The organism is Pseudomonas sp. RT4P38, assembly GCF_054897765.1.
In genome coordinates this window covers 2,767,623-2,788,604 of the sequence record NZ_CM142703.1, presented here as the reverse complement: position 1 = coordinate 2,788,604, position 20,982 = coordinate 2,767,623, and the positions used below count along the sequence as shown (strand labels likewise).

General features: G+C 57.9%; 19 protein-coding genes and 4 pseudogenes. 10 read left to right on the top strand and 13 right to left on the bottom strand.

Annotation, left to right across the window (positions count from 1 at the left end):
* Positions 1–32 precede the first annotated feature (32 nt).
* The 3 genes from ACYZT7_RS13065 to ACYZT7_RS13055 are packed head-to-tail and all read right to left on the bottom strand — an operon-like array spanning position 33 to position 2,604.
* Positions 33–1,034, bottom strand: coding sequence for an ABC transporter substrate-binding protein (locus ACYZT7_RS13065; RefSeq protein ID WP_462041328.1), 1,002 nt, complete (start codon positions 1,032–1,034; stop codon positions 33–35).
* A 41-nt stretch (positions 1,035–1,075) separates the two neighbouring features.
* A complete protein-coding gene (locus tag ACYZT7_RS13060; protein ID WP_462041327.1) occupies positions 1,076–1,912 on the bottom strand; it encodes a pyrroline-5-carboxylate reductase family protein in 837 nt (278 codons plus the stop codon).
* 32 nt (positions 1,913–1,944) lie between these two features.
* Entirely contained in the window at positions 1,945–2,604 is a 660-nt protein-coding gene (locus ACYZT7_RS13055) for a TetR/AcrR family transcriptional regulator (protein WP_462041326.1), read from the bottom strand.
* A gap of 135 nt (positions 2,605–2,739) precedes the next feature.
* Here ACYZT7_RS13055 and ACYZT7_RS13050 point away from each other — a divergent pair, with 135 nt between their 5' ends.
* A complete protein-coding gene (locus ACYZT7_RS13050; RefSeq protein WP_462041325.1) occupies positions 2,740–4,776 on the top strand; it encodes an oxidoreductase in 2,037 nt (678 codons plus the stop codon).
* Positions 4,777–4,796: 20 nt separating this feature from the next.
* Positions 4,797–5,174, top strand: coding sequence for a cupin domain-containing protein (locus ACYZT7_RS13045; RefSeq protein ID WP_462041324.1), 378 nt, complete (start codon positions 4,797–4,799; stop codon positions 5,172–5,174).
* Between the two features lie 30 nt (positions 5,175–5,204).
* On the opposite strand, the gene map is transcribed toward ACYZT7_RS13045, so the two are convergent.
* The 3 genes from map to ACYZT7_RS13030 all read right to left on the bottom strand — a co-directional run bounded on the left by map (position 5,205) and on the right by ACYZT7_RS13030 (position 8,420).
* A complete protein-coding gene (gene map, locus ACYZT7_RS13040; protein ID WP_462041323.1) occupies positions 5,205–5,996 on the bottom strand; it encodes a type I methionyl aminopeptidase in 792 nt (263 codons plus the stop codon).
* A complete protein-coding gene (locus tag ACYZT7_RS13035) occupies positions 5,993–6,259 on the bottom strand; it encodes a ParD-like family protein (protein WP_462041781.1) in 267 nt (88 codons plus the stop codon). Before ACYZT7_RS13035 ends, map begins: the two co-directional genes overlap by 4 nt.
* A 151-nt stretch (positions 6,260–6,410) precedes the next feature.
* Entirely contained in the window at positions 6,411–8,420 is a 2,010-nt protein-coding gene (locus ACYZT7_RS13030; protein WP_462041322.1) for a putative bifunctional diguanylate cyclase/phosphodiesterase, read from the bottom strand.
* Positions 8,421–8,673: 253 nt separating this feature from the next.
* On the opposite strand from ACYZT7_RS13030, the gene ACYZT7_RS13025 reads away from it, so the two are divergent.
* The gene (locus ACYZT7_RS13025) at positions 8,674–10,353 is read left to right on the top strand and encodes a thiamine pyrophosphate-binding protein (RefSeq protein ID WP_462041321.1); all 1,680 of its coding nucleotides are present in this window, start codon (positions 8,674–8,676) and stop codon (positions 10,351–10,353) included.
* A gap of 220 nt (positions 10,354–10,573) precedes the next feature.
* Positions 10,574–10,750 (top strand): hypothetical protein, encoded by a 177-nt coding sequence (locus tag ACYZT7_RS13020; RefSeq protein WP_462041320.1) that lies wholly within the window; start codon positions 10,574–10,576, stop codon positions 10,748–10,750.
* A 113-nt stretch (positions 10,751–10,863) separates the two neighbouring features.
* Here the strand turns inward: ACYZT7_RS13020 and ACYZT7_RS13015 are convergent.
* Positions 10,864–10,998 (bottom strand): annotated as a pseudogene (locus ACYZT7_RS13015) (SDR family oxidoreductase); the annotation flags it as partial.
* A 52-nt stretch (positions 10,999–11,050) separates the two neighbouring features.
* Here ACYZT7_RS13015 and ACYZT7_RS13010 point away from each other — a divergent pair.
* Both ACYZT7_RS13010 and ACYZT7_RS13005 read left to right on the top strand, forming a co-directional pair.
* A pseudogene (locus tag ACYZT7_RS13010) lies at positions 11,051–11,380 on the top strand (PfkB family carbohydrate kinase); the annotation flags it as partial.
* A 150-nt stretch (positions 11,381–11,530) separates the two neighbouring features.
* Complete coding sequence (locus ACYZT7_RS13005; RefSeq protein ID WP_462041319.1) at positions 11,531–11,971, top strand: hypothetical protein; 441 nt, start codon at positions 11,531–11,533, stop codon at positions 11,969–11,971.
* On the opposite strand, the pseudogene ACYZT7_RS13000 reads toward ACYZT7_RS13005, so the two are convergent.
* Positions 11,970–12,101: pseudogene (locus tag ACYZT7_RS13000) on the bottom strand (hypothetical protein); the annotation flags it as partial. The gene ACYZT7_RS13005 and the pseudogene ACYZT7_RS13000 sit on opposite strands and share 2 nt — an antisense overlap.
* A gap of 258 nt (positions 12,102–12,359) precedes the next feature.
* Here ACYZT7_RS13000 and ACYZT7_RS12995 point away from each other — a divergent pair.
* Complete coding sequence (locus ACYZT7_RS12995; protein WP_462041318.1) at positions 12,360–13,985, top strand: methyl-accepting chemotaxis protein; 1,626 nt, start codon at positions 12,360–12,362, stop codon at positions 13,983–13,985.
* A 35-nt stretch (positions 13,986–14,020) separates the two neighbouring features.
* Here the strand turns inward: ACYZT7_RS12995 and ACYZT7_RS12990 are convergent.
* Positions 14,021–14,245, bottom strand: a pseudogene (locus ACYZT7_RS12990) (NAD(P)-dependent alcohol dehydrogenase); the annotation flags it as partial.
* A gap of 243 nt (positions 14,246–14,488) precedes the next feature.
* On the opposite strand from ACYZT7_RS12990, the gene ACYZT7_RS12985 reads away from it, so the two are divergent.
* Positions 14,489–15,415: a universal stress protein gene (locus ACYZT7_RS12985; RefSeq protein WP_462041317.1), complete on the top strand. Its 927-nt coding sequence runs from the start codon at positions 14,489–14,491 to the stop codon at positions 15,413–15,415.
* Positions 15,416–15,485: 70 nt separating this feature from the next.
* Here the strand turns inward: ACYZT7_RS12985 and ACYZT7_RS12980 are convergent, their stop codons facing one another.
* The 4 genes from ACYZT7_RS12980 to ACYZT7_RS12965 form a co-directional block, all read right to left on the bottom strand.
* A complete protein-coding gene (locus ACYZT7_RS12980; protein WP_462041316.1) occupies positions 15,486–16,298 on the bottom strand; it encodes a class I SAM-dependent methyltransferase in 813 nt (270 codons plus the stop codon).
* A 258-nt stretch (positions 16,299–16,556) separates the two neighbouring features.
* A complete protein-coding gene (locus ACYZT7_RS12975; protein ID WP_462041315.1) occupies positions 16,557–17,768 on the bottom strand; it encodes a cytochrome c biogenesis protein DipZ in 1,212 nt (403 codons plus the stop codon).
* A 235-nt stretch (positions 17,769–18,003) separates the two neighbouring features.
* On the bottom strand, positions 18,004–18,216 hold the full coding sequence (locus tag ACYZT7_RS12970) for a hypothetical protein (protein WP_462041314.1): 213 nt from the start codon (positions 18,214–18,216) through the stop codon (positions 18,004–18,006).
* 48 nt (positions 18,217–18,264) lie between these two features.
* Entirely contained in the window at positions 18,265–18,528 is a 264-nt protein-coding gene (locus ACYZT7_RS12965) for a DUF2790 domain-containing protein (RefSeq protein ID WP_462041313.1), read from the bottom strand.
* Positions 18,529–18,833: 305 nt separating this feature from the next.
* Between ACYZT7_RS12965 and ACYZT7_RS12960 the strand changes: the two genes are divergently transcribed.
* The gene (locus tag ACYZT7_RS12960; RefSeq protein ID WP_282382256.1) at positions 18,834–19,574 is read left to right on the top strand and encodes a response regulator; all 741 of its coding nucleotides are present in this window, start codon (positions 18,834–18,836) and stop codon (positions 19,572–19,574) included.
* Positions 19,571–20,872: an ATP-binding protein gene (locus tag ACYZT7_RS12955; protein ID WP_462041312.1), complete on the top strand. Its 1,302-nt coding sequence runs from the start codon at positions 19,571–19,573 to the stop codon at positions 20,870–20,872. Before ACYZT7_RS12960 ends, ACYZT7_RS12955 begins: the two co-directional genes overlap by 4 nt.
* The last annotated feature ends 110 nt before the right edge of the window (positions 20,873–20,982 follow it).

Sequence of the window (20,982 nt, the reverse complement as noted above, 5' to 3'; positions counted from 1 at the left end):
CACGTCGCAACGGGCTGCATTGACCCGCGGGATTACAGCGCAGCCTTGATCTTGCCGGACGCTTCAGGCGTGACCCACTGACTCCAGAGCGCTTCGTTGTTTTTCAGGAAGTACTTGGCCCCTTCCTCACCGGTAGCCTGGTTATCGGTCATCCAGGCAATCAATTTGTTCACCGTCTCGTTGGACCAGGCGCGCTTGTTCAGGTACGCCATGACGGTCGGCGAACGAGCAGCGAAGGACTTGGTGGTCAAGGTAAAGACCCGATCGACCGGCCAGCCATTGGGTTTTGGATCAGGACAGTCGGCGACCGTATTGCAACGTTTCCACTCCGCCGGATCGACAGCATGACCATTTTCCAGCTTCACCATCGGGTACTTGCCCAACAAGGCGGTGGGCTCCCAATAAAACCCCAACCAGGGCGCCTTGCGCTCGTAGGCTTTGGCAATGGAACCATCCAGCGCCGCTGCCGAACCGGTATCCACTAGCACAAAACCGGCCTTCTCGAAGCCATAGGCCTTGAAGAACTGACTGGTCACCACGGTGCCGCCCCAACCTTGCGGGCCGTTGTAGATCGCGCCTTTTTTCTTGTCGTCAGGGGCCGGGAACAGTTCCGGATGCTTCTTCACATCATCGAAGCTCTTGATGTCGGGATGGGCGTCAGCGATGTACTTTGGAATCCACCAGCCTTGAGAACCACCGTCGGATAAGGAGCTTGCTGCCTGAACCAGGTTACCGCTTTGAATTCCCTTCTTCGCGACCTCCGGAACCAGGTCGATCCAGCCTTCGGGGGCGATATCGGGCCGACCCTTTTCAGTCATCGAAGTGATGGTTGGAACCGTATCGCCAGATACCAGATCGGCATTACAACCGTAGCCGGCATTGAGGATCAGCTTGTCGACATTGGCCATCACTTCGGCCGATTGCCAGTTCATGTTGGCGATCGTCACATCACCACACTCAGACGCTGACACCCAACCCGTGAAGGCAACAATCCCCAGTGCAAGTCCCGTCTTCGAGAAAGACTTTATAGTCATAAACGCTAACCTCGATTGCGGCCAGAGTTAAGGAGGGCCAACTACCGCGTCATTGGACCTTCTTTCGTGTCAGCAGAATGGGCAAATGGACTCATGGAACTGGCGACCGAAGCCGCCGAATCCAGACCTGCTTTTATTGTTTTATCGAAGCCGTCGGCGATCATGGCTTCGAGGCCCGCCGCCGTGACGCCGCGGTAACTGATGAGTGCCTGCAAGAGTTCGTCGACGGAGTGCCCATTGCCGATCAGTTGGCTGGCATCCACCACCACCGCATTGGCTGCGCGGTGGGCAATGGCGGGAGGCAAGCCGCTGCTCACGGCATGCTGAAACAGGCTGCGAGCCAGCAACGCCGGGTAAGCAGGCCCAGTTCCCACCAGCGCTGTCAGGTAGTTCAGTTGGTGTTCGGTAAAGACTTCATCGGCGCTACCGAAGGTTTCGAACAGCCGCTGGGCGAACGCTTTCTGCTCGTCGGTGACCTCTTGTGTGACCAACCAAGGTGTATAGGACTTGCCGATCTCTGCGGCGGCATTGGCCATGGCGCGAATCACCTGCCGACTGCCCGTACGCTGCACCACGTCTTCCAGGGACACGCCGGCCATCAACGAAATCACCAGTCGGTTTTCAGCAAAAATCTTTACGTCGACAAACTGCTCGGGGCGTACTGACACGATGACCACATCACAACGCTCCACCAGTGCCTGGTTGTCGCGCATTACCGTCACCTGCGACCACTTTGCGCCTAGCGGGTTGCTCGCGGAGCGGTTCGAAAGCACCAACGCACCGGGCTGAACAAAAGCCTTGTCGAGCATCGCCGAGGCTATCGAGCGGCCAAGCCATCCCGATCCACCGATAATACCTATCGTGGGTTCTTCGAACATTTGAACCTGCCTTCGTCAGTCAGAAGTCGCGGTCAGTCAGGGGTTGCCGATGAAACTTCATCCATCACATACCCATGGCGGGAGTAGAAGCGTTTCAATTCGCGCTCCAGGGGTTCCTCGCCGGTGAATATCTTCACGTACTCGGGAATCCGCCGCATTCGCTCCCCGACATCCTCTCGGGTGTTGGTGCTGATATAGCCAATCTGCGTCAGGTAAATCGTTCGAGCCCGCACATCGGCGGCGTCGAATGCAAAGTCGAAACGCACGAACATCCGAATCAGTGCTTCGCGCCTGGCAATGTCGGCTACCCGGATATGTTCGGCCACTTCAGCGGACTGCAAGGCCCAGCTGCGCATGGCAAATTCAAACTGTGAATCGAACAGTTCCGGGTTCAGCCAGCAGTCGAAAACGTTGAGCATCGCCTCGGCAATGCTGTCGGCATAACACTCCGTCTGGGCGATCAGATTGCCGGTGTTCTTCACCCGCCAGCGCTCGATCAATGCGGCGAGCAGCTCTTCGCGATCCTTGAAAAACCAGTAAAAACTGGTTCTCGACAACCCCAGTTTTTTGGCCAGCGGCATCACCCGCACCGTGTCGACACCGCACTCGGTCAGGCTTTCATACGCTGCATCAAGCCACCCTTCCAGGGACCCTCTCCAGCCGGTTTCTACTGCTTTGGTGTGTTCGTTCATGGCTCGATCCTAGTCGCTCACCCGACACCGCGCAAGCAAAATGTACACCTGTGTCCAGCTTGTTGACATAGGTGTACATTTCGCCCTAACGTCATTTCAACGTAGGTCCTTGCCCTCTTCCGGAGAGTCTTGACGATGCTGAATGATCCGCTCCTCCAACCCTATCAGTTGAAGTACCTGACTCTCAGAAACCGCATCATGACCACCGCCCACGAGCCGGCCTATCCCGTGGACGGCATGCCCAAGGACCTCTATCGCGCCTACCACGTTGAACGGGCGAAGGCCGGCGTGGCCTTGACCATGACGGCGGGGTCCGCTGCGGTTTCCCGGGACAGCCCACCGGTGTTCAACAACATCCTGGCCTACAAGGATGAGGTGGTCGGCTGGATGAGAGACCTCACCGACGCCTGCCACGAACATGGCGCTGCGGTCATGATCCAGTTGACCCACCTTGGCCGGCGCACGCGTTGGGACAAGGGCGACTGGCTGCCCGTGGTGTCGCCGTCATTCGAGCGCGAGGCCTCCCATCGTTCCTTCCCGAAGAAGATGGAAGACTGGGATGTGGAACGCATCATCAAGGACTATGCCGACGCCGCCGAGCGGATGAAATTTGCGGGTCTGGACGGCATCGAACTGCAAGCCTACGGGCATCTGATGGATCAGTTCTGGTCGCCGCTGACCAACGACCTCGAGGCCCCCTATGGCGGCTCCATCGATAACCGGCTGCGGTTTACCTTCGACATCCTCAGCGCCATTCGCCAGCGTGTCGGCCATGAGTTTATCGTCGGCGTGCGCTATACCGGCGATGAGCAACTGCCCGGTGGGCTGACCCCGGCCGATGGCCTGGACATCTCAAGACGCCTGAAAGACAGCGGCATGGTGGACTTTCTCAACGTTGTCCGCGGACACATCGACACCGACGCTGGCTTGACCGACCTGATTCCGATCCAGGGCATGCGCAACTCACCGCACCTGGACTTCGCTGGAGAGATTCGCGCCGCCACCGACTTCCCCACTTTTCACGCAGCGAAGATCCCGGACGTCGCCACCGCCCGCCATGCCATCGCCTCGGGCAAGATCGACATGGTGGGCATGACCCGCGCGCACATGACCGATCCACATATCGTGCGCAAGATTATCGAGGGTCGCGAAGAGGATATTCGTCCCTGTGTCGGCGCCAACTATTGCCTGGACCGGATCTACCAGGGCGGTGCTGCCTATTGCATCCACAACCCGGCCACCGGCCGTGAAACCAGCATGCCCCATGACATCCCCAAGGCGGCGAGCAAACGCAAAATCGTGATTGTCGGTGCCGGTGTCGCTGGGCTGGAAGCGGCGCGAGTGGCGGCCGAACGCGGCCATGAGGTGGTGGTGTTCGAAGCCGCCAATCAGGCCGGCGGCCAGGTTCGGCTCACCGCGCAATCGGAGCGGCGGCGGGAAATGATCAGCATCGTCGAATGGCGCATGGCCCAGTGCATGGCCCGAGGCGTCAGCTTTCGTTTCAATACCTGGGCCGAGGCCAGCACCGTCCACGACGAAAACCCGGACGTGGTGATCATCGCCACCGGCGGCCTGCCCCACACCGAAATTCTCACTGCAGGCAATGAGCTGGTGGTCTCGGCGTGGGACATTATTTCCGGGGATGTGAAACCCGGGCGCAATGTCCTGCTGTTCGACGACGCGGGCGATCATGCCGGTCTGCAAGCCGCCGAGTTCATCGCCAAAAGCGGCGCAAAAATCGAGATCATGACGCCGGACCGGACCTTCGCACCGGAAGTCATGGCGATGAACCTGGTGCCCTATATGCGCTCGCTGCAAGCCCTGGATACCACCTTCACCGTCACCTTCCGGCTGCTCGCCGTAGAACGCGACGGCCATGATCTGTTGGCGACCATCGACAGTGACTACGGCAGTGCGCGCAAAGTCCGACGCATCGATCAAGTGGTGGTCAACCACGGTACCCGACCGCTGGACGAATTGTATTTCGAGTTGAAATCCGTCTCCAGCAACGGCGGCGTGGTCGAACATCAGGACCTGATCGTCGGCAACCCACAAAGCGTGCTGACCAACCCGGACGGCAGATTCCAGTTGTTTCGCATTGGCGATGCAGTGGCTGCGCGCAACACCCACGCTGCGATCTACGATGCCTTGAGACTGGTCAAGGACTTGTAAACGAACCCAGGTGAAGAACCATGCAAAAAAATGAAACGCCATCCTGGAGAATTGCCGGGAAAAACGGCGTTCGGGGACCGGTCGAAGGTTCTCTCTATCTCTCGTCGCCGGCTGATGAATGGCTGCCAACAGCGGCCGAAGGCTTCTGGATCAAACCGCTGTTCGAGGACACCGAACACGGTGAAAAAACCCTATTGATGAAAGTCGATCCTGGCGCCCATGTCGCCAGCCATACCCACGAAGGGGAGCTTGAGCAACTGTTCGTACTGCAAGGCTCATTCTTTGATCAGGATCGAACGCTGAACGTCGGCGACTACTGTTGCCGTGCCCCGGACGCGGCACACAGTGCGGGCTCGGTACAAGGAGCCATCCTGATGGTGATCTATACACGCCGATGATCAGAAGCTGCGCGTGATGGACAGAAGCGCCTAAACGATAGCGGGATACCCATCGACACTGTCGGGCCAGCGGGTCAGAACCTCGAAGCCGTCGTCAGTGACCGCGACCATATGCTCCCACTGAGCCGAGAGTGAGTGGTCCTTGGTGACCACGGTCCAGCCATCAGCCAGCGTTTTCACATGGCGTTTGCCAGCGTTCAGCATGGGCTCAATGGTAAAGATCATGCCGGTTTTCAGTGTCAGACCCTGGCCTGGGTAGCCGTAATGAAGGACCTGCGGCTCATCGTGATAAACCTTGCCGATACCGTGACCGCAGTATTCGCGCACGACGCTGAATCCGTCTCTTTCGGCCACGGTCTGAATGGCATGGCCAATGTCGCCCAGCGTAGCGCCGGGGCGGACGACGCGAATACCGGCACACATCGCTTCATAGGTCGTCTTCGCCAGGCGTCGAGCTTCCGGGCCGGGCTCCCCCACGAAGTACATGCGGCTGGTATCGCCGTACCAACCCTCATTGATAACGGCGATGTCGATATTCACGATATCGCCATCCTTGAGTGCGTTGGCCGAAGGGATGCCGTGGCAGACCACCTGGTTGACCGATGTACACACGGTTTTCGGGAAGCCGTGATAGCCGACATTGCCGGGTATGGCTTTTTGCACGTTGACGATGTAGTCGTGACAGAGCTGATCAAGTTCGTCGGTAGTGACCCCCGCTTTGACGTGGGGAGCAATCATGGCCAGGACCTCGGCGGCCAGCGTGCCTGCAGCGCGAGACATAGCTATCTCTGCCCGGCTGTTGATAGCGACATTCGCCTTCATTGCTTGGCTCCTGGTGTTGCATGAACCTGGGAGCTTTGCGAAAAATCGGCGAGTGCGCAGAGCTGTTTTAAATCGAGGCCACCGGCCAGTTCGGCACGAATCAGCACACGGCAGAGGTCGCGGTGATCCAGGTCGGGATGTAACTCCGCAAGCATCCCTATGCGCATCCAGTGCTCAGCCTGGGCGTTGATCGAGCGACTCAGCGCATCGCTGGCGACGCGCAGATTCTCGTGCATGCCCTCTGAAATTTTTACGATACCCACTGACTCATCCAATATGAAATGCATATGAAACATATATTAATTGATGAGGGTGCGGGATTGCAATTTCACGGACAGAACGGGTGCACTGACGGCGCTGGCCGCGTTCGTCAATATCAGCGGATGTAGCCCGAATCGGTGAGAGGCTATTGAACTACTTGCGCCCTCGCTCTTCATACCACTGCATGAACGCTTCGGCGCTTACCGGTCGGCAGACGTGAAAACCCTGGGCCATGTCGCAGTGGTAACCGCCCAGCGCATCGAGCACGTCGGATGTTTCTACGCCTTCGGCGATGACCTCCATGCCAAGATTGTGACCAAGATCGACAATGCTCCGTACGATTAGCTCGTTGGCTTGATCGCTTTGCATGGCCAGTACAAAGGATTTGTCGATCTTGAGTTCACTGATCGGCAAATCCTTCAACTGAGCCAGACTCGTATAGCCGACGCCGAAATCATCGATGGCGATATGGATGCCCAGCGAATGTAACTGCCTCAGGAGGGTACGAGCAGCATCGGAATCGAGCATGATGGCAGACTCGGTCACTTCGAGTACGAGCATATTTGGGGTCAATTTGTGCTGCTTAAGCAGATCGACAATCTGAAACACCAACTTGTCGTCCAGCAGGTTGCGTGCAGAAATGTTCACGGCAACCGGTATGCATATCCCGTCGTCGGCCCAGACCCGCACTTGGGACAGCGCGAGGTTCAGCACGTAATGAGTCAGGGAGCCGATGATCCCGGTGAGTTCGGCAAACGGAATGAACTCATCCGGATTCACGAGGCCGCGCACCGGATGCTGCCAGCGCACCAACGCCTCGACTCCGGTGACTTCTCCTGTGCTCAGACTGACCTTGGGCTGGTACTCCAGAAACAATTCGCCGCGATCCAGACCTCGCCGCAGTTCGCCGAGCATTGCCAGGCGTTCCGGAGTGCGCCGATCCGCTCCCGGGTTATAGGCGAGTATGCCCTTTCCCTGCTTCTTGGCTGCATACATGGCGATGTCGGCGCGCTGCATGAGCGTCGCAGGATCGTCACCGTGCAGACCCGAAACCACTACCCCAAAGCTGGCCTCGACATCCAGTGCGACCCCATCGATTTCGAATGATGCGGTAATCACGGCGTGCAGCCGTTGCGCTGCTTTCAAAGCCCCCTCCAGGCCTTCGACGGAGGGGAGCAGAATCGCAAACTCATCACCTCCCAACCGGGCGACCGTGTCGATTTCCCGTGCTTCACTGATCAGCCGTTTGCCGATCTGGTCGAGCAGGCTGTCACCGTAGTGGTGCCCCAGGGTGTCGTTGACTTCCTTGAATCGGTCAAGGTCGATCAGCAACAGCCCCGTGGTTGACCCCTGGCGGCGCCCCAAGCGCAGTTCCTGCTCGAAACGGTCAGCCAGGAGCGTCCGGTTGGCCAGCCCGGTGAGCTTGTCATGCAGCGAAGCGTGCAAGGCGCTCTTACGTTGACTGTCGAGTTCGAAGCGCGTGCGCCGCAGTACTTGGGCGAACAGGCCGGCGAGAAGCAGCCCGGCGATAAAAACGATGGGAGTGGTACTGGCGTTGAAGGACTCCCGTGTGCGCAGCTTCTCCAGCGCCACGATAGACTCCTCGTGGTGATTGGCCGCTGCTTGCAGGACGACTTTTTCAATCTTTTCGAACCGTGGGTCGCCCTCATCATTGTCGATACGGCGCACCTCGGCATCATTCCCACGGTCAACTGCCTTGAACAACTTATTGACGCTTTCCAGATAAGGCGTCAGGGACGTGCGAACATCCTCGACAAGGAGGTGGTCGGCAGGTGACCCGGTGCGGTGAACACGATCAAGCGCACGCGTCAGCGCCTGCACGGCTCCGTTGAAGCGACGAAGCACTTGCGGCGTCGGTTCCAAGCGATACAGGCGTTCCAGCGACTCGGCGGCACCCACCGCAGTCGCAGCCGCAGTGTAGTGGTCGGACAGGACACTCGAGGCGATCGCCTCCTGCCCCAGACGTCCAGTGGTCACTGAAGACCATACCGCAAAGCCGCTGATTGCCAGCAACACGACAACCAGACCATTGCGCGCCCACCTGCTGGGAATTGTGTTGCTCCAGCGCACAAGCTTGAGTATGGCGGTCTGCTGTACAAAGACTTCAGGATGCTCCGAATTCGCTGGCGGTAAATTGCTCATGCGCTACCTCATGTAGACGTGGCTGCCTCCATTCTTACTGGCAATGCCCGCCAAAAATTGAGCATAGTCGAAAATGATAGGCCAAAGACGAGCCACACCTCTAACGCTTGCTCAAGGGACTTCAATAGCTGAGGGAATGAAGTGCTGAGCAATCATCGTTTGTACCCCTACTCGATGATGCTCAAGATTCGAGCCATAAACGGCAAATCATATTCGCCTCTTCACACCGCACTATTCGACTCAGGAGATAACAATGAATAAAACCATTTCTCGTCGTAGCGGAGGTCAGATATTGGTGGATGCCTTGCGCATCCATGGCGTCAAAAGAGCTTTTTGTGTTCCGGGAGAAAGCTACCTCGCGGTTCTCGACGCATTGCATGACGTGCAAGAAGAAATCGATCTGATCGTATGCCGTCAAGAAGGTGGGGCGGCTTATATGGCAGAAGCCTATGGCAAGCTGACGGGAGAGCCTGGCATCTGTTTTGTCACGCGTGGCCCGGGGGCAACAAATGCCTCTGTTGGCGTTCACACAGCGTTCCAGGACTCTACGCCGATGATCCTCTTCATCGGCCAGGTAGCTCGCGATCAGCAGTATCGCGAAGCCTTTCAGGAAATAGATTTTCGCCAGATGTTTGGCCCCTTGGCGAAATGGGTCGTACAAATAGACGACACCAGCAGAATCCCCGAACTGATCAGCCAGGCGTTCCACCGAGCGGTCAATGGCAGGCCAGGGCCAGTCGTGGTAGCACTGCCGGAAGACATGCTGACCGAAATGGCGGAAGTCAGTGATGCTGGCCCGTTCAAACGAGTCTTGATGACGCCAGCAGCCGAGCAAATGGCCGCCATGCAGCAACTGCTTGAGCAATCAGAGCGGCCATTGATGGTGGTGGGTGGCAGCGGCTGGGATAACGATTCAGTGCACAACATTCGTCTTTTTGCTGAGCAGCAAAATATTCCGGTGGCAGCCTCCTTTCGCTGCCAGGACCTGTTCGACAATCGACACCCAAACTATTCTGGTGATCTTGGATTCGCAGCGTCAGTACAGCTGTCGGCAGCCGTGAAAGACGCCGATCTGCTGCTGGTCGTAGGTTCTCGGATGGGAGAGGTTTCGACAGGTGGATACGCTGCTTTGGATATTCCCGTCCCCAAGCAAACCTTGATTCACATTCACCAAGGTATTGAGGAACTGGGGCGTGTCTACCAACCGGCGTTAGCGATAAACAGCAGCATGTCGAGCTTTGCGAAATTAGCAGCACGACTCCCGGCAACAACCCCGCAAAGAAACAGTGAGTGGACCCGCACGCTGAACCAAAACTATCAGCAAAACCTGGAACGCTCATCCTCCCCGGGCCCAGTCCAAATGGCCGACATCATTGAATGGTTGAATCGCAGACTTGCGGATGACGCGATCCTGACCAATGGTGCTGGAAACTATGCTGTCTGGCTTCAACGTTTCTATCAGTTCCGCCATTACCGCACCCAATTAGGACCTACCAATGGCTCGATGGGCTACGGCGTTCCTGCTGCTGTCGCCGCCAAACTGACTTGCCCGGATCGAGTGGTGGTTTCGTTTTCCGGGGATGGCTGCTTCTTGATGAACGGTCAGGAGATCGCGACTGCAGCGCAATATGGGGCCAACGTGATTTTCGTTGTGGTCAACAACGGAATGTACGGAACCATCAGAATGCACCAGGAACGCAACTACCCTGGACGCGTGTCAGGAACTGATTTGCACAACCCGGATTTCGCAGCACTTGCCCAAGCCTATGGACTGCATGGCGAGGTGGTCACAACGACGTCGGAATTTGCGCCAGCGTTCGAGCGCTGCCTTGAAATATCCCGGCCATCCTTGATTGAGGTCAGAGTCGACCCTGAAGCATTGACACCTCGACTTAGCCTGACTCAGATCAGAGAGCAATCCAGCAAAAAGTAAGCGGCCATTTCTTTTTTTTTCCTCTCTACAGACCAAGGAGCGACTGCTCCTCGGACGGTGGAGTATCGCCATCAGGGAAAAATTCGTGCGGTCGGACCGCCGGTACGTTTCGTTGCTCAAGGCTTCAAGCCCATCGACGGTCACTGGGAACGCCGACAAAATATCTCGAACTCAAGCCATATCGCTGAATCCAATGTTCAGGTCAATGGAGGTAAGCGATATGAACAACGATGACAGTGTTAACGACGTCGAAGGAGATCTTGAGGACAGGGACTCTGACGCCAAAAGTGAGGATGAAACCATTACGCCCTCTTCAACCCGAACCAAGGAGCAGGACGCTGAGGAGCTCAGTCGAAAAATAGCTGAGATAGAACGCAAGGTGGCGGACGGCAACTAGCAAGATGCTTGACGTTGGCAGGCGTCAAAAGCGGCCATTGACCTGGGTCGGGTTGGCCGCTTTTTTAGCATTGATGGATACACGTTGCCATTGCAATTGCCTGTGCCTTGAAATCAACTCATCCAGTTTCCACCGTCGACATTGTAGGTCTGAGCCACCACATATTCGCTCTCGGACGAAGCGAGGAATATCGCCATTCCCGTCAGGTCATCAGCGGTACCCATCCGTCCAAAAGGCACCTTGATCCCATGCTTGATCAGATCAATGGGCTCGGGTGAAAGGCAGGGATGGGTGAGCACCTATCCAGGGCTGACCGAACACCAGGCACTGGATGAGCTTCGCGCACTTAATCCAGTGGCTGAGATCCTGTTTACCCGAGGTGAACACGGCATGGTTCTGTACACCCCCGACGGCCGGTAGGGGCAGCCGGCTATCGCCGTAGACGTGGCAGATACGGTAGGCGCAGGAGACGCTTGCATGGCCGGTTGGCTGGCATCGGATTTGCTCGGAATGACCGATTTTGGGGATCGCTTGCGATTTTCAGCAGCCTGCGCATCCCTGTCCTGCCGCCATGCCGGAGCCCATGCTCCAACGTTAGCCGATGTGAAAGGTTTACTTGATGCGCCATAAGCTTGAAGACACGCTGCGCCTTCACCCATGTATTTGCAATGACGTTGGACGGAGCCAGGCCGGTTCCGGTGCTACGCTTTCATTTCCTCGAATAGAGAACGAAGCGATGTCCACCGAACCCTCAATCTCCAGACGTTCACGACTGCAGCCATGAAGCGGATCCTGACGGGTGGTATCACCGTGGCGATTATCGGCACGATGACGTATGGATTTTTCCAATGGAAAGTCGCCGAAAACTACAAACATGACGTTCTGTGTGGAGAGGCCAGGCAGGCTCTGAAAGGCGTGGAAATCCGAGCGCGGGCGTTGGCTGCCGGGCTGTCCGTAGACGCCTATGGCAAGGCTGAAGAAGACGAAGTGGCGACACTCATTGGTGCTCTCGACGCCGCCACTAGCGACGCAGAAGTTGACTCGGTCATCGAAGCGCACGCTGCCGCCATAGAAGCGGAGGATGCTGCAATTGACGCTGAGGTTGATACTCGAGGCGATCAGACATTCCTCGAGCAACGACTCATGAAACAGCGGATACCTGTCGATGTCAAAAAAGAACTGCAACGCGCCGCGAAGGCCGTTAACGTCACGTGTAGTTAAACATGGCCATGTTCATGCCGGCCATCGGCATCATTTTGCACATCATGCCGTCGTCCATCATTTCGCACGTCATGGTTGCCATCATCATCGGCATGCCCATCATCGGCATCATTGGCATGGTGGTATTCATCTTGGTTGTGCTCCCTGAATCATTGAATAGTTGGACGAAGCTGATGGAGCGAATGCTAAGGACTGGCGCAGGAGACCTGCAGACTCCGATCCCTGACCGCTATCCAAAGTCGCAATTTCGTAACTTCTCGCCGGTAACAAAACTTTTTTTTTCGTTGACACCGCACATGATATCAATGCGCCTTCAGTGCGCATTGCAGCAACAGACTCTGCCCCTTCGATCGCTCACCTTAATAAGGTGACTCAGGAATACCGGACTATGGAAAGTTGGAAAATCAGAACTCATCTGCTTCTACTCACCAGTGCGTTACTGCTTGGATTGTTGTGTGTCGGCGGGCTTGGACTCTTGGGCATGCAATCCGCTGTACACAGCCTGGAGACCGTCTATCTCGATCGAGTCGTCCCCCTGCGGGATCTGAAAAAAATCGCCGACCTGTACGCTGTGAACATCGTCGACGCTACCCACAAGGCGCGCAATAGCAACGTTACCAAGGCGGAGTCACTGAACCGGATCGAGCAGGCCCAGAGGGAAATCGACCAGACGTGGCAAGCCTATAAATCGACGCAACTGATTCCGGCAGAAACGCGTCTGATCGCGCAAATCAACCCACTGATGGAAGCCACCCGGGGGCCATTGGAAAATTTGCAGGGCATGCTGCGCCAGAACGACGACGCCGGTATCGCACGCTTTGCGACCGATCAGTTGTATCCGCTGATTGATCCTTTATCAGACAAATTTTCCGAGCTGATCGAGGTACAACTGGTGGAAGCCAAGACCCAGTTCGACCTCAACCAGATCGCCTACACCTCCAATCTGCAGATCAGCCTGCTGATTCTGGCGTTGGCACTGATTGCGGGCGCAGCCTATACCTTCTTTTTCTCCAGGCTGTTGAGTCGCCAGCTCGGCGCTGAACCCGCGGAACTTGCCGCCATCAGTTCAAACATCGCCCAGGGAAAACTGGCCCGTACGCAGCATGATCAGCAGCAGCCGTCGACGGGTGTTCTGCACTCCGTCCAGGCGATGCGCCACAGTCTGAGCGATATGATTGGCAAGATCAGCCAGGCCTCCGAGCAGATCGAGGGTGCCACGCTGCAATTATCTGCGTCCTCCGAGCAGGGCTTGAGCAGCGCCGCACTGCAAAGCGAGACAGCCTCCTCCATGGCGGCCACGGTAGAAGAGCTTTCCGTGAGCATCACCCACATCGCCGACAATGCTCGACAGGCTCAGAGCACCGCGCAGAAGGCGGGCGAAATCACCGGCGAAGGCATGGCGGTGATGCAAGCATCCATCCAGGAAATGGGCCAGATTGCCGATCTGGTTGCACAAAGCTCATCAGATATCGATCAACTGGCGATTCAGTCCAACGACATCAGTCTGATTGTCGGTGTGATTCGGGGCATCGCCGAACAGACCAATCTCCTTGCCCTCAATGCCGCTATCGAAGCGGCGCGCGCGGGCGAGCAAGGTCGCGGCTTCGCCGTGGTCGCCGATGAAGTGCGCAGCCTGGCCGCCCGCACAGCCCAATCCACCACGGAAATCGTTGCCTTGGTCAATGCCATACAAAACGGCATGGTCAAAGCCAAAGACAGCATGGCCGCTGGCTGTGAGCGCGTGACCCATGGCCAGAAACTTGTCGAAAGCGCGGGCCTTTCCATGAGCAGGATCAAGGGTGCACTGGACGAATCCCTTGCGGCCGTCAGTTTCATTTCGTTGTCGCTGCAGGAGCAGCGCGCCGCCAGTGAACAGGTCGCCTGCAACGTCGAAAGAGTGGCGCAAAGTGTGGAAGAAAACGCCACAGCCCAAAGCGGGATCGTGCGAACAACCCAGGAACTCAAGGCGATGTCCGACGGACTGGGCGTTATTCTGCAGCGGTTCAGTTTGTAAATGACCCTGGGAAACAAAAAAAACAGAGGACAACCTCAAGGCGTAATCGCAACCTTCATCACCCCGTCCCGCTGATGCGCAAACAACTCATAGGCGACTTCAATGTCCTCGAGTTTGAAGCGATGCCTCACCAACGACGACAGATCGACGCCACCGCGTTGTACCACCGCCATCAAGCGTCTCATGCGTTCTTTACCGCCGGGGCATAGGGTGCTGACGATGCTGAAATCCCCGAGCCCCGCGGCAAAGGCTTCGAGGGGCCAGCGGCCCGACCTCGGGGATCGGCTTGTCATCCAGCACGATGCGGTTTTTCTCAACGAATATCGCGGCTTTCATGGTTGCCATCGGGGGTTCTCCTGAGCGTTCACGTGCGCTTGAGTTCAGCACGAATCTCAGCCTGCACCCGGTTTACGGACGAGAGGTTGATCATGGTCAATACTTAGAGACTGGATGTACGTCGCACGAGCCGCACGTCGGGCGGCTAATCCCACGGGAGGTTCGTCATGTCTGGTCAATCCCGCTTCATGCTGGTTGCATCACCGCTGATGGAGCACAGCCCTGCTTTCGACAGGGCCGCTGCGCTGGCCAAGGCCGAAGACGCGGCGCTGCATATCGTCGCCTTCGATTATCTTGAGGGCCTGGCAACCGCCAGTCTGGTTAACGAAAAGGCCCTGGAACAGATGCGCCTGGGTTACGTCGATCGCCATCGCCAATGGCTTGAGGAACAGGCCCGCCCCTTGCGCAAAATCGGTGTGCACGTCACCACCGAAGTGGCCTGGGTCGAACGCCCATTGGAGGAAATCCTGATTCACCTCAAAGAGCAGCCGATGGACGTGCTGATCAAGGCGCTGGAGCACGAATCGCTGCTGTCGCGGCTGATGTTTACCCCGCTCGATGTGCATTTGCTGCGCGAATGCCCGGTGCCGCTGCATTTCGTGAGCCACGCCGTGCACGCCTTGCCGCGAAAGATCGTCGCGGCGGTCGACCCCTTTCATCGCGATGACCATTACAAAACCTTCAACGACCGAATTCTTCACGAAGCGGCGAAACTGGCGAGCGCCTGTAATGCCGAGCTCGATGTGGTCTACGCCTATGACCTTTCATCCATCAGCGCCGACGAATTCGGCTTCGACAACGGTTCGGCGTTCTTCTCGTCGGGCAAGGCCAAGACCGTGTTCGATTACCAGGAGGATGCCTTCAACGAACTGGCCGAGCGCAACGGCATCGGGCCGGAGCAGCGGCACATGATCATGGGCAACCCGGCCAAGGTCCTCACCCGCTTTGCCGATGCTTATGACGTCGACGTGATTGTCATGGGCCGGATCGGCCATCGCGGCATGGGCCGGCTGATTGGCAGTACGGTGGAGCATCTGCTGTACAAAATGCCGTGCAGTGTTTGGGTGGTGTACACCGAGCGGCTGGATGAGTGATTGATCTACCGGACAACACAAAACCCTGTGGGAGCAAGCTCGCTCCCACAGAGAGTTTTGTGTTGTGAGGTCAACGCCGGGTGATGACGACCTCAAGGTATTCACTCGGCACCACCAGCGATTTTTCTCCCGCTCTGTTCAGGCGGTTGATCAGTTCAGTCAGGTCGTTGTCCAGTGCCTGGGCGCCTTCAGGAGGCAGCGCCGCGAATGCCTTATGGACCGGGCCGTACCAGGTGCGGAACGTGTCGATGAAATGCGCGGCCGAGCGGTAACGGAAATTGAAGGCCTTGCGCGTCACCTGAACCAGAAAGTCACTTTCGTCAAAATGCGTGTGCAACCAGGCTTCGGTGCCCCACTGCGAAGGCGGTTGTGCCCCCGGCGGTGGCGGTAGGTGGCGACCGAGGGTCTTGAACATCTGGCCGACGAAACCTTCGGGCGTCCAGTTCGCCAGGCCGATCCGCCCTCCAGGTCGACAGACCCGCGCCAGTTCTGAAGCGGCCTTGGGCTGGTCCGGCGTAAACATCACGCCGAAGGTCGACAGCACGGCATCGAAGCTCGCATCCTCGAACGGCAAGGCTTCAGCGTCGGCCACTTGAAACATCACATCGAGGCGTTCTGCCCTGGCCCGGTCTTCGCCGCGTTCAAGCAGCGCGGCCACGTAGTCGGTAGACGTGACGTGGCAACCACGGCGCGCAGCCGCGAGCGTCGCGTTACCGTTGCCGGCGGCCACGTCGAGCACGCGTTCATCGCAAAGCAGGTCGCAGGCCTCGGCCAGTTGCTCGCCGACAATCTGCAAGGTGGTGCCGATCACGGCATAGTCGCCACTGGCCCACGAGGCCATCTGACGGTTTTTCAAGGCAGTAAGATCAATGGGTGTACTCATGAATTCCGCTCCGTTGCGGGCTGGACCTCTCATCTTGTTATTGATGACAGGGTCGGCAGACCCTGTTTGCCAACTATCGCGCCGGGCAACGCTGGCGTCCTGCCCGATCGTCGGCCAACCCTGTCCGATCGTCCGGAGATTTCACGCTCTGGCGCGACAGGCGCACAATCAAGCTCACCACCGGCGGCGTGGCGGCGCAGTCAGGAGAAAAAACCAATGGCCCACGGCGCGGAGCCTGTGAGCCATTGATTTGAAGCATTACGCAGCGGGCGCTTTAGCCTCTTCCAGCAACTGCTGGATCATCTTTTCTTGAGTCTCGTAGCGACCTTCACCAAAGTGGGTATAACGCACCTGACCTTTGGCATCGATCAGGTAGTGAGCAGGCCAGTACTGGTTGTCGAAGTTGCGCCAGATGGCGTAGTTGTTGTCGATGGCCACCGGGTAGGTGATGCCGAGCTTTTTCACCTGATCCTTGACGTTGCCGATGATGCGTTCGTAACCGTATTCAGGGGTGTGCACGCCGATCACGACCAGGCCGTCCTTCTCATATTTCTTCGCCCAGTCCTTCACGTAAGGCAAGGTGTGCTGGCAGTTGATGCAGTCGTAGGTCCAAAAGTCCACCAGCACCACTTTGCCTTTCAGCGAATCATTGCTCAGCGCCGGCGAGTTGAGCCATTCGACCGCACCGGACAGCGACGGCATGGCGCCTTTGGCGTTGTCCATGGACGAGTCTGCCTTGACCTTGCTGACGAAGTAATCGACGACTTTCGGTACAGTTTCCAACACGCGTTGTTCAACCGTGGTGACGCCTTCGGACGAAGTGCCGGCCAGCAGTGTTTTATCGGCACCGGTGGAAATCACCGCCGCAGCCGCCAGCACCGCAACACCGGTGCCGCGACGCAGCCAACCGGTAATCGGGATCGACGATTTCAAGCGATTGACCAGGCCGCGACCGGCAAAGATCAAGGTACCCAGGGACAGCGCGCTGCCCAAGCCGTACGCCACCAGTAACAGGCTGGTTTGAGCGTTTGCACCTTGCAGCATGGCGCCCGTGAGGATAACCCCGAGGATCGGCCCGGCACACGGTGCCCAGAGCAGGCCGGTGGCTACACCGATCATGACCGAACTCAACGGGCCGGACATTGTGCGGATGTCGGGGTTGATGCGATTGCCCAGCGCCACGAAAGGACGGGCCAGCCAGTCACCGACACGGGCGGAAATCAGCGACAGGGCGAACAGCACCATCACGATGAGGGCCACATGACGGCCGGTGTTGCTGGCGTGTACCACCCACTCGCTGCTGACCACGGCCAGGCTGGAGATCAGGGCAAAGGTCAGCACCATGCCGCCGAGGGTGAGCAAGATCGAGGAACGTGTACGTTTAACACCGGCGAACAGGAACGGCACGACCGGGAGGATGCAAGGGCTGAGGACGGTCAATATGCCGCCGAGGAAAGCGATGAGAAACATGGCTGTCACCTTGAAAATGGTGGTTAGGATTCGAAATCCACCCCTCACCCTAACCCTCCCGAAACGTCGGACCGCCCCAGAGGGGCGAGGGGGTTGATTGAGTGGTTTGTCCGAGCTGCTGCGACGTGAAATACCGAGTCGAACTCAGATTTTGAAAAGCATGGAGATCTGCCCCCTTTCCCCCTCTCCCCCATGGGGAGAGGGCTGGGGTGAGGGGTCGATTCCACTGACACCCTCAAGCAGTCTGGGTATCCAACAACTGCCCCTGCGGAGTCCGGCTACCACCGTTCTCTACCAGAAAGGCATTGCCACCCTTCTCCCCCACCGGCGTCAGTTGAAAGCAAGTCGTGCTACCACAGCTTTTCTGTTCAACAGCAGCGTTGGCATGGGCAGCGGCGCCAGCCACGGAGAAGGCAATGGCAGTCAAAAAGCGGGTGACGTTGTTCATGATGTTCTTCCTGTTTCAATTGGGATGGGCAATGGGTCAGCGCAGGACTCAGTTGTCTGAGTTGCAACCATCAGCAAATTTGCGGTAGTCCAGAAACTGGGTTTTGTTATGGGAATCCAGGTAGGTCAGTTGGGCATCCACAATTCCGCAGGAAGGTGAGGCGTCCTGTTTCAGCGACACCACTTTCTTGATGTCCAGGTGCGTGCCGTAGGTGTAGGTTTCAGGGGTGACATCGGCTTCAGCGCGGGCCGACAAGGTGCAGATGTTCAGGGCGGCAAACAGGCAAGCGGCGTAGACGGCTTTGGTGTTCATGGTGGTTTCCTCAAGGCTTCAATAGGTCAATCGTTTACTGGGCCGAGGCGACTTGGCTTGCCTCGATGGAACCTATTAGAAGCTCGCAAGGTATCCCGACTGTGTCGGGAACAGGCGCGTGTAAATCGGTACGTATCAGAACCGGCTCGGGATACAGACCGATACAAAAGCCCTGAAAATGAGTGTTTTTGCGTCCACGTGTATCCGTCGATACGCCAGATACACTGCAATACAAAGGGCGGCGGGCGAACGGGCCAAGGCTCGATAGACTGCGCGGCATCCCCCATCTACAGAGGCATGGCCAAATGGAACACGTCGATCACATTCTCATCGTGGACGATGACCGCGAGATCCGAGAGCTGGTAGGCAACTACCTCAAGAAAAACGGCCTGCGCACCACCGTCGTGGCGGATGGACGGCAAATGCGCGCCTTCCTGGAGTCCACGCCGGTGGACCTGATCGTGCTCGACATCATGATGCCGGGCGACGATGGCCTGATGCTTTGCCGTGAGTTACGCGCCGGCAAACACAAGGCCACGCCAGTGCTGATGCTCACCGCGCGCAACGATGAAACCGACCGCATCATCGGCCTGGAAATGGGCGCCGACGATTACCTGGTCAAGCCGTTCGCTGCTCGTGAATTGCTCGCCCGCATCAACGCCGTGCTGCGCCGCACGCGGATGCTGCCGCCGAATCTGGTGGTCACCGAAAGCGGTCGTCTGCTGGCCTTCGGGCGCTGGCGACTGGACACCTCGGCCCGGCACTTGCTCGATGAAGACGGCACCATGGTCGCGCTCAGCGGCGCGGAATATCGGCTGCTGCGGGTGTTCCTCGATCACCCTCAGCGGGTGCTCAATCGCGATCAATTGCTGAACCTGACCCAGGGCCGCGACGCTGATCTGTTCGACCGTTCCATCGACTTGCTGGTCAGCCGTTTGCGTCAGCGCTTGCTGGACGATGCCCGCGAACCGGCCTACATCAAAACCGTGCGCAGTGAAGGCTATGTGTTTTCCCTGCCGGTGGAAGTGCTCGGGGCGCCCTCATGAAACGCTCGATTCGTTGGCCTCGCACCCTGGCCTCGCGACTGTCGCTGATCTTCCTGATCGGCTTGATTCTCGCGCAGGCACTGTCCTTCGGCGCGCAGTACTACGAGCGATACGAAAGCACGAAGAACACCATGCTGGGCAATCTGGAAACCGACGTCTCGACCTCCATCGCCATCCTCGACCGCTTGCCGGCTGAAGAGCGCATGAGTTGGCTGCAACAACTGGATCGACGTAACTACCGCTATTTGTTGAACGAAGGCTCGCCCGGCATACCCATGAGCGATTCGCCAATAGCGATGACTTCGATCAAAGAGGCCATCGGCAAGGATTACCCGATGACGGTGACCGACATTCCCGGGGCGAATAAACATTTTCAGGTCCACCTGAAGCTGGCGGACGGCAGCCCGCTGACCATCGACGTGCGACCCTCGATGGTGCCGTTGTCGCCGTGGTTACCCATCGTATTGCTGGGGCAACTGGCACTGATGATCCTCTGCACCTGGCTGGCCGTAAGAATCGTCATTCGCCCCCTCACCCGTCTGGCTCAGGCCGTAGAAACTTTGGACCCCAACACCCATGCAGTGCACCTGGATGAAAAAGGCCCGACCGAAGTCGCGCATGCCGCCAAGGCGTTCAATTCGATGCAGGCGCGCATCGCCGCTTACCTGAAGGAGCGCATGCAGCTGCTGGCGGCGATTTCCCACGACCTGCAAACCCCGATCACCCGCATGAAACTGCGCGCCGAATTCATGGATGACTCCGCCGAGAAAGACAAACTCTGGAACGATCTTGGCGAGATAGAACACCTGGTGCGCGAAGGCGTGGCCTATGCCCGCAGCGTTCATGGAGCCACCGAGGAAAGTCGCCGCACCCATCTGGATTCGTTCCTCGACAGCCTGGTGTTCGACTATCAGGACATGGGCAAAGACGTGCAGCTCGGAGGCAAAAGCGACACGGTGATCGATACCCGACCGCACGCCTTGCGTCGGGTGCTGGTGAACCTGACGGACAACGCACTAAAGTTCGCGGGTGCCGCCGAGTTGTGGGTGGAAGAGAAGGCTGACGGCAGTTTGTCGGTGAAGGTGATGGACCGCGGGCCGGGGATTGCCGAGGAGGAATTGGCTCAGGTGATGGAACCGTTTTATCGCGTGGAGAACTCGCGTAACCGCAGCACCGGCGGGACCGGGTTGGGCTTGGCAATTGCGCAGCAGTTGGCGTTGGCGATCGGGGGATCGTTGACGTTGAGTAATCGTGAGGGGGGTGGGCTGTGTGCGGAGCTTAGATTGCCGGCTCAGTAACATGAGCATTCCCACGCTCTGCGTGGGAATGCCTCAAGGGACGCTCCGCGTTCCAGCTCTCGAAAGGGACGCGGAGCGTCCTGGGCTGCATTCCCACGCGGAGCGTGGGA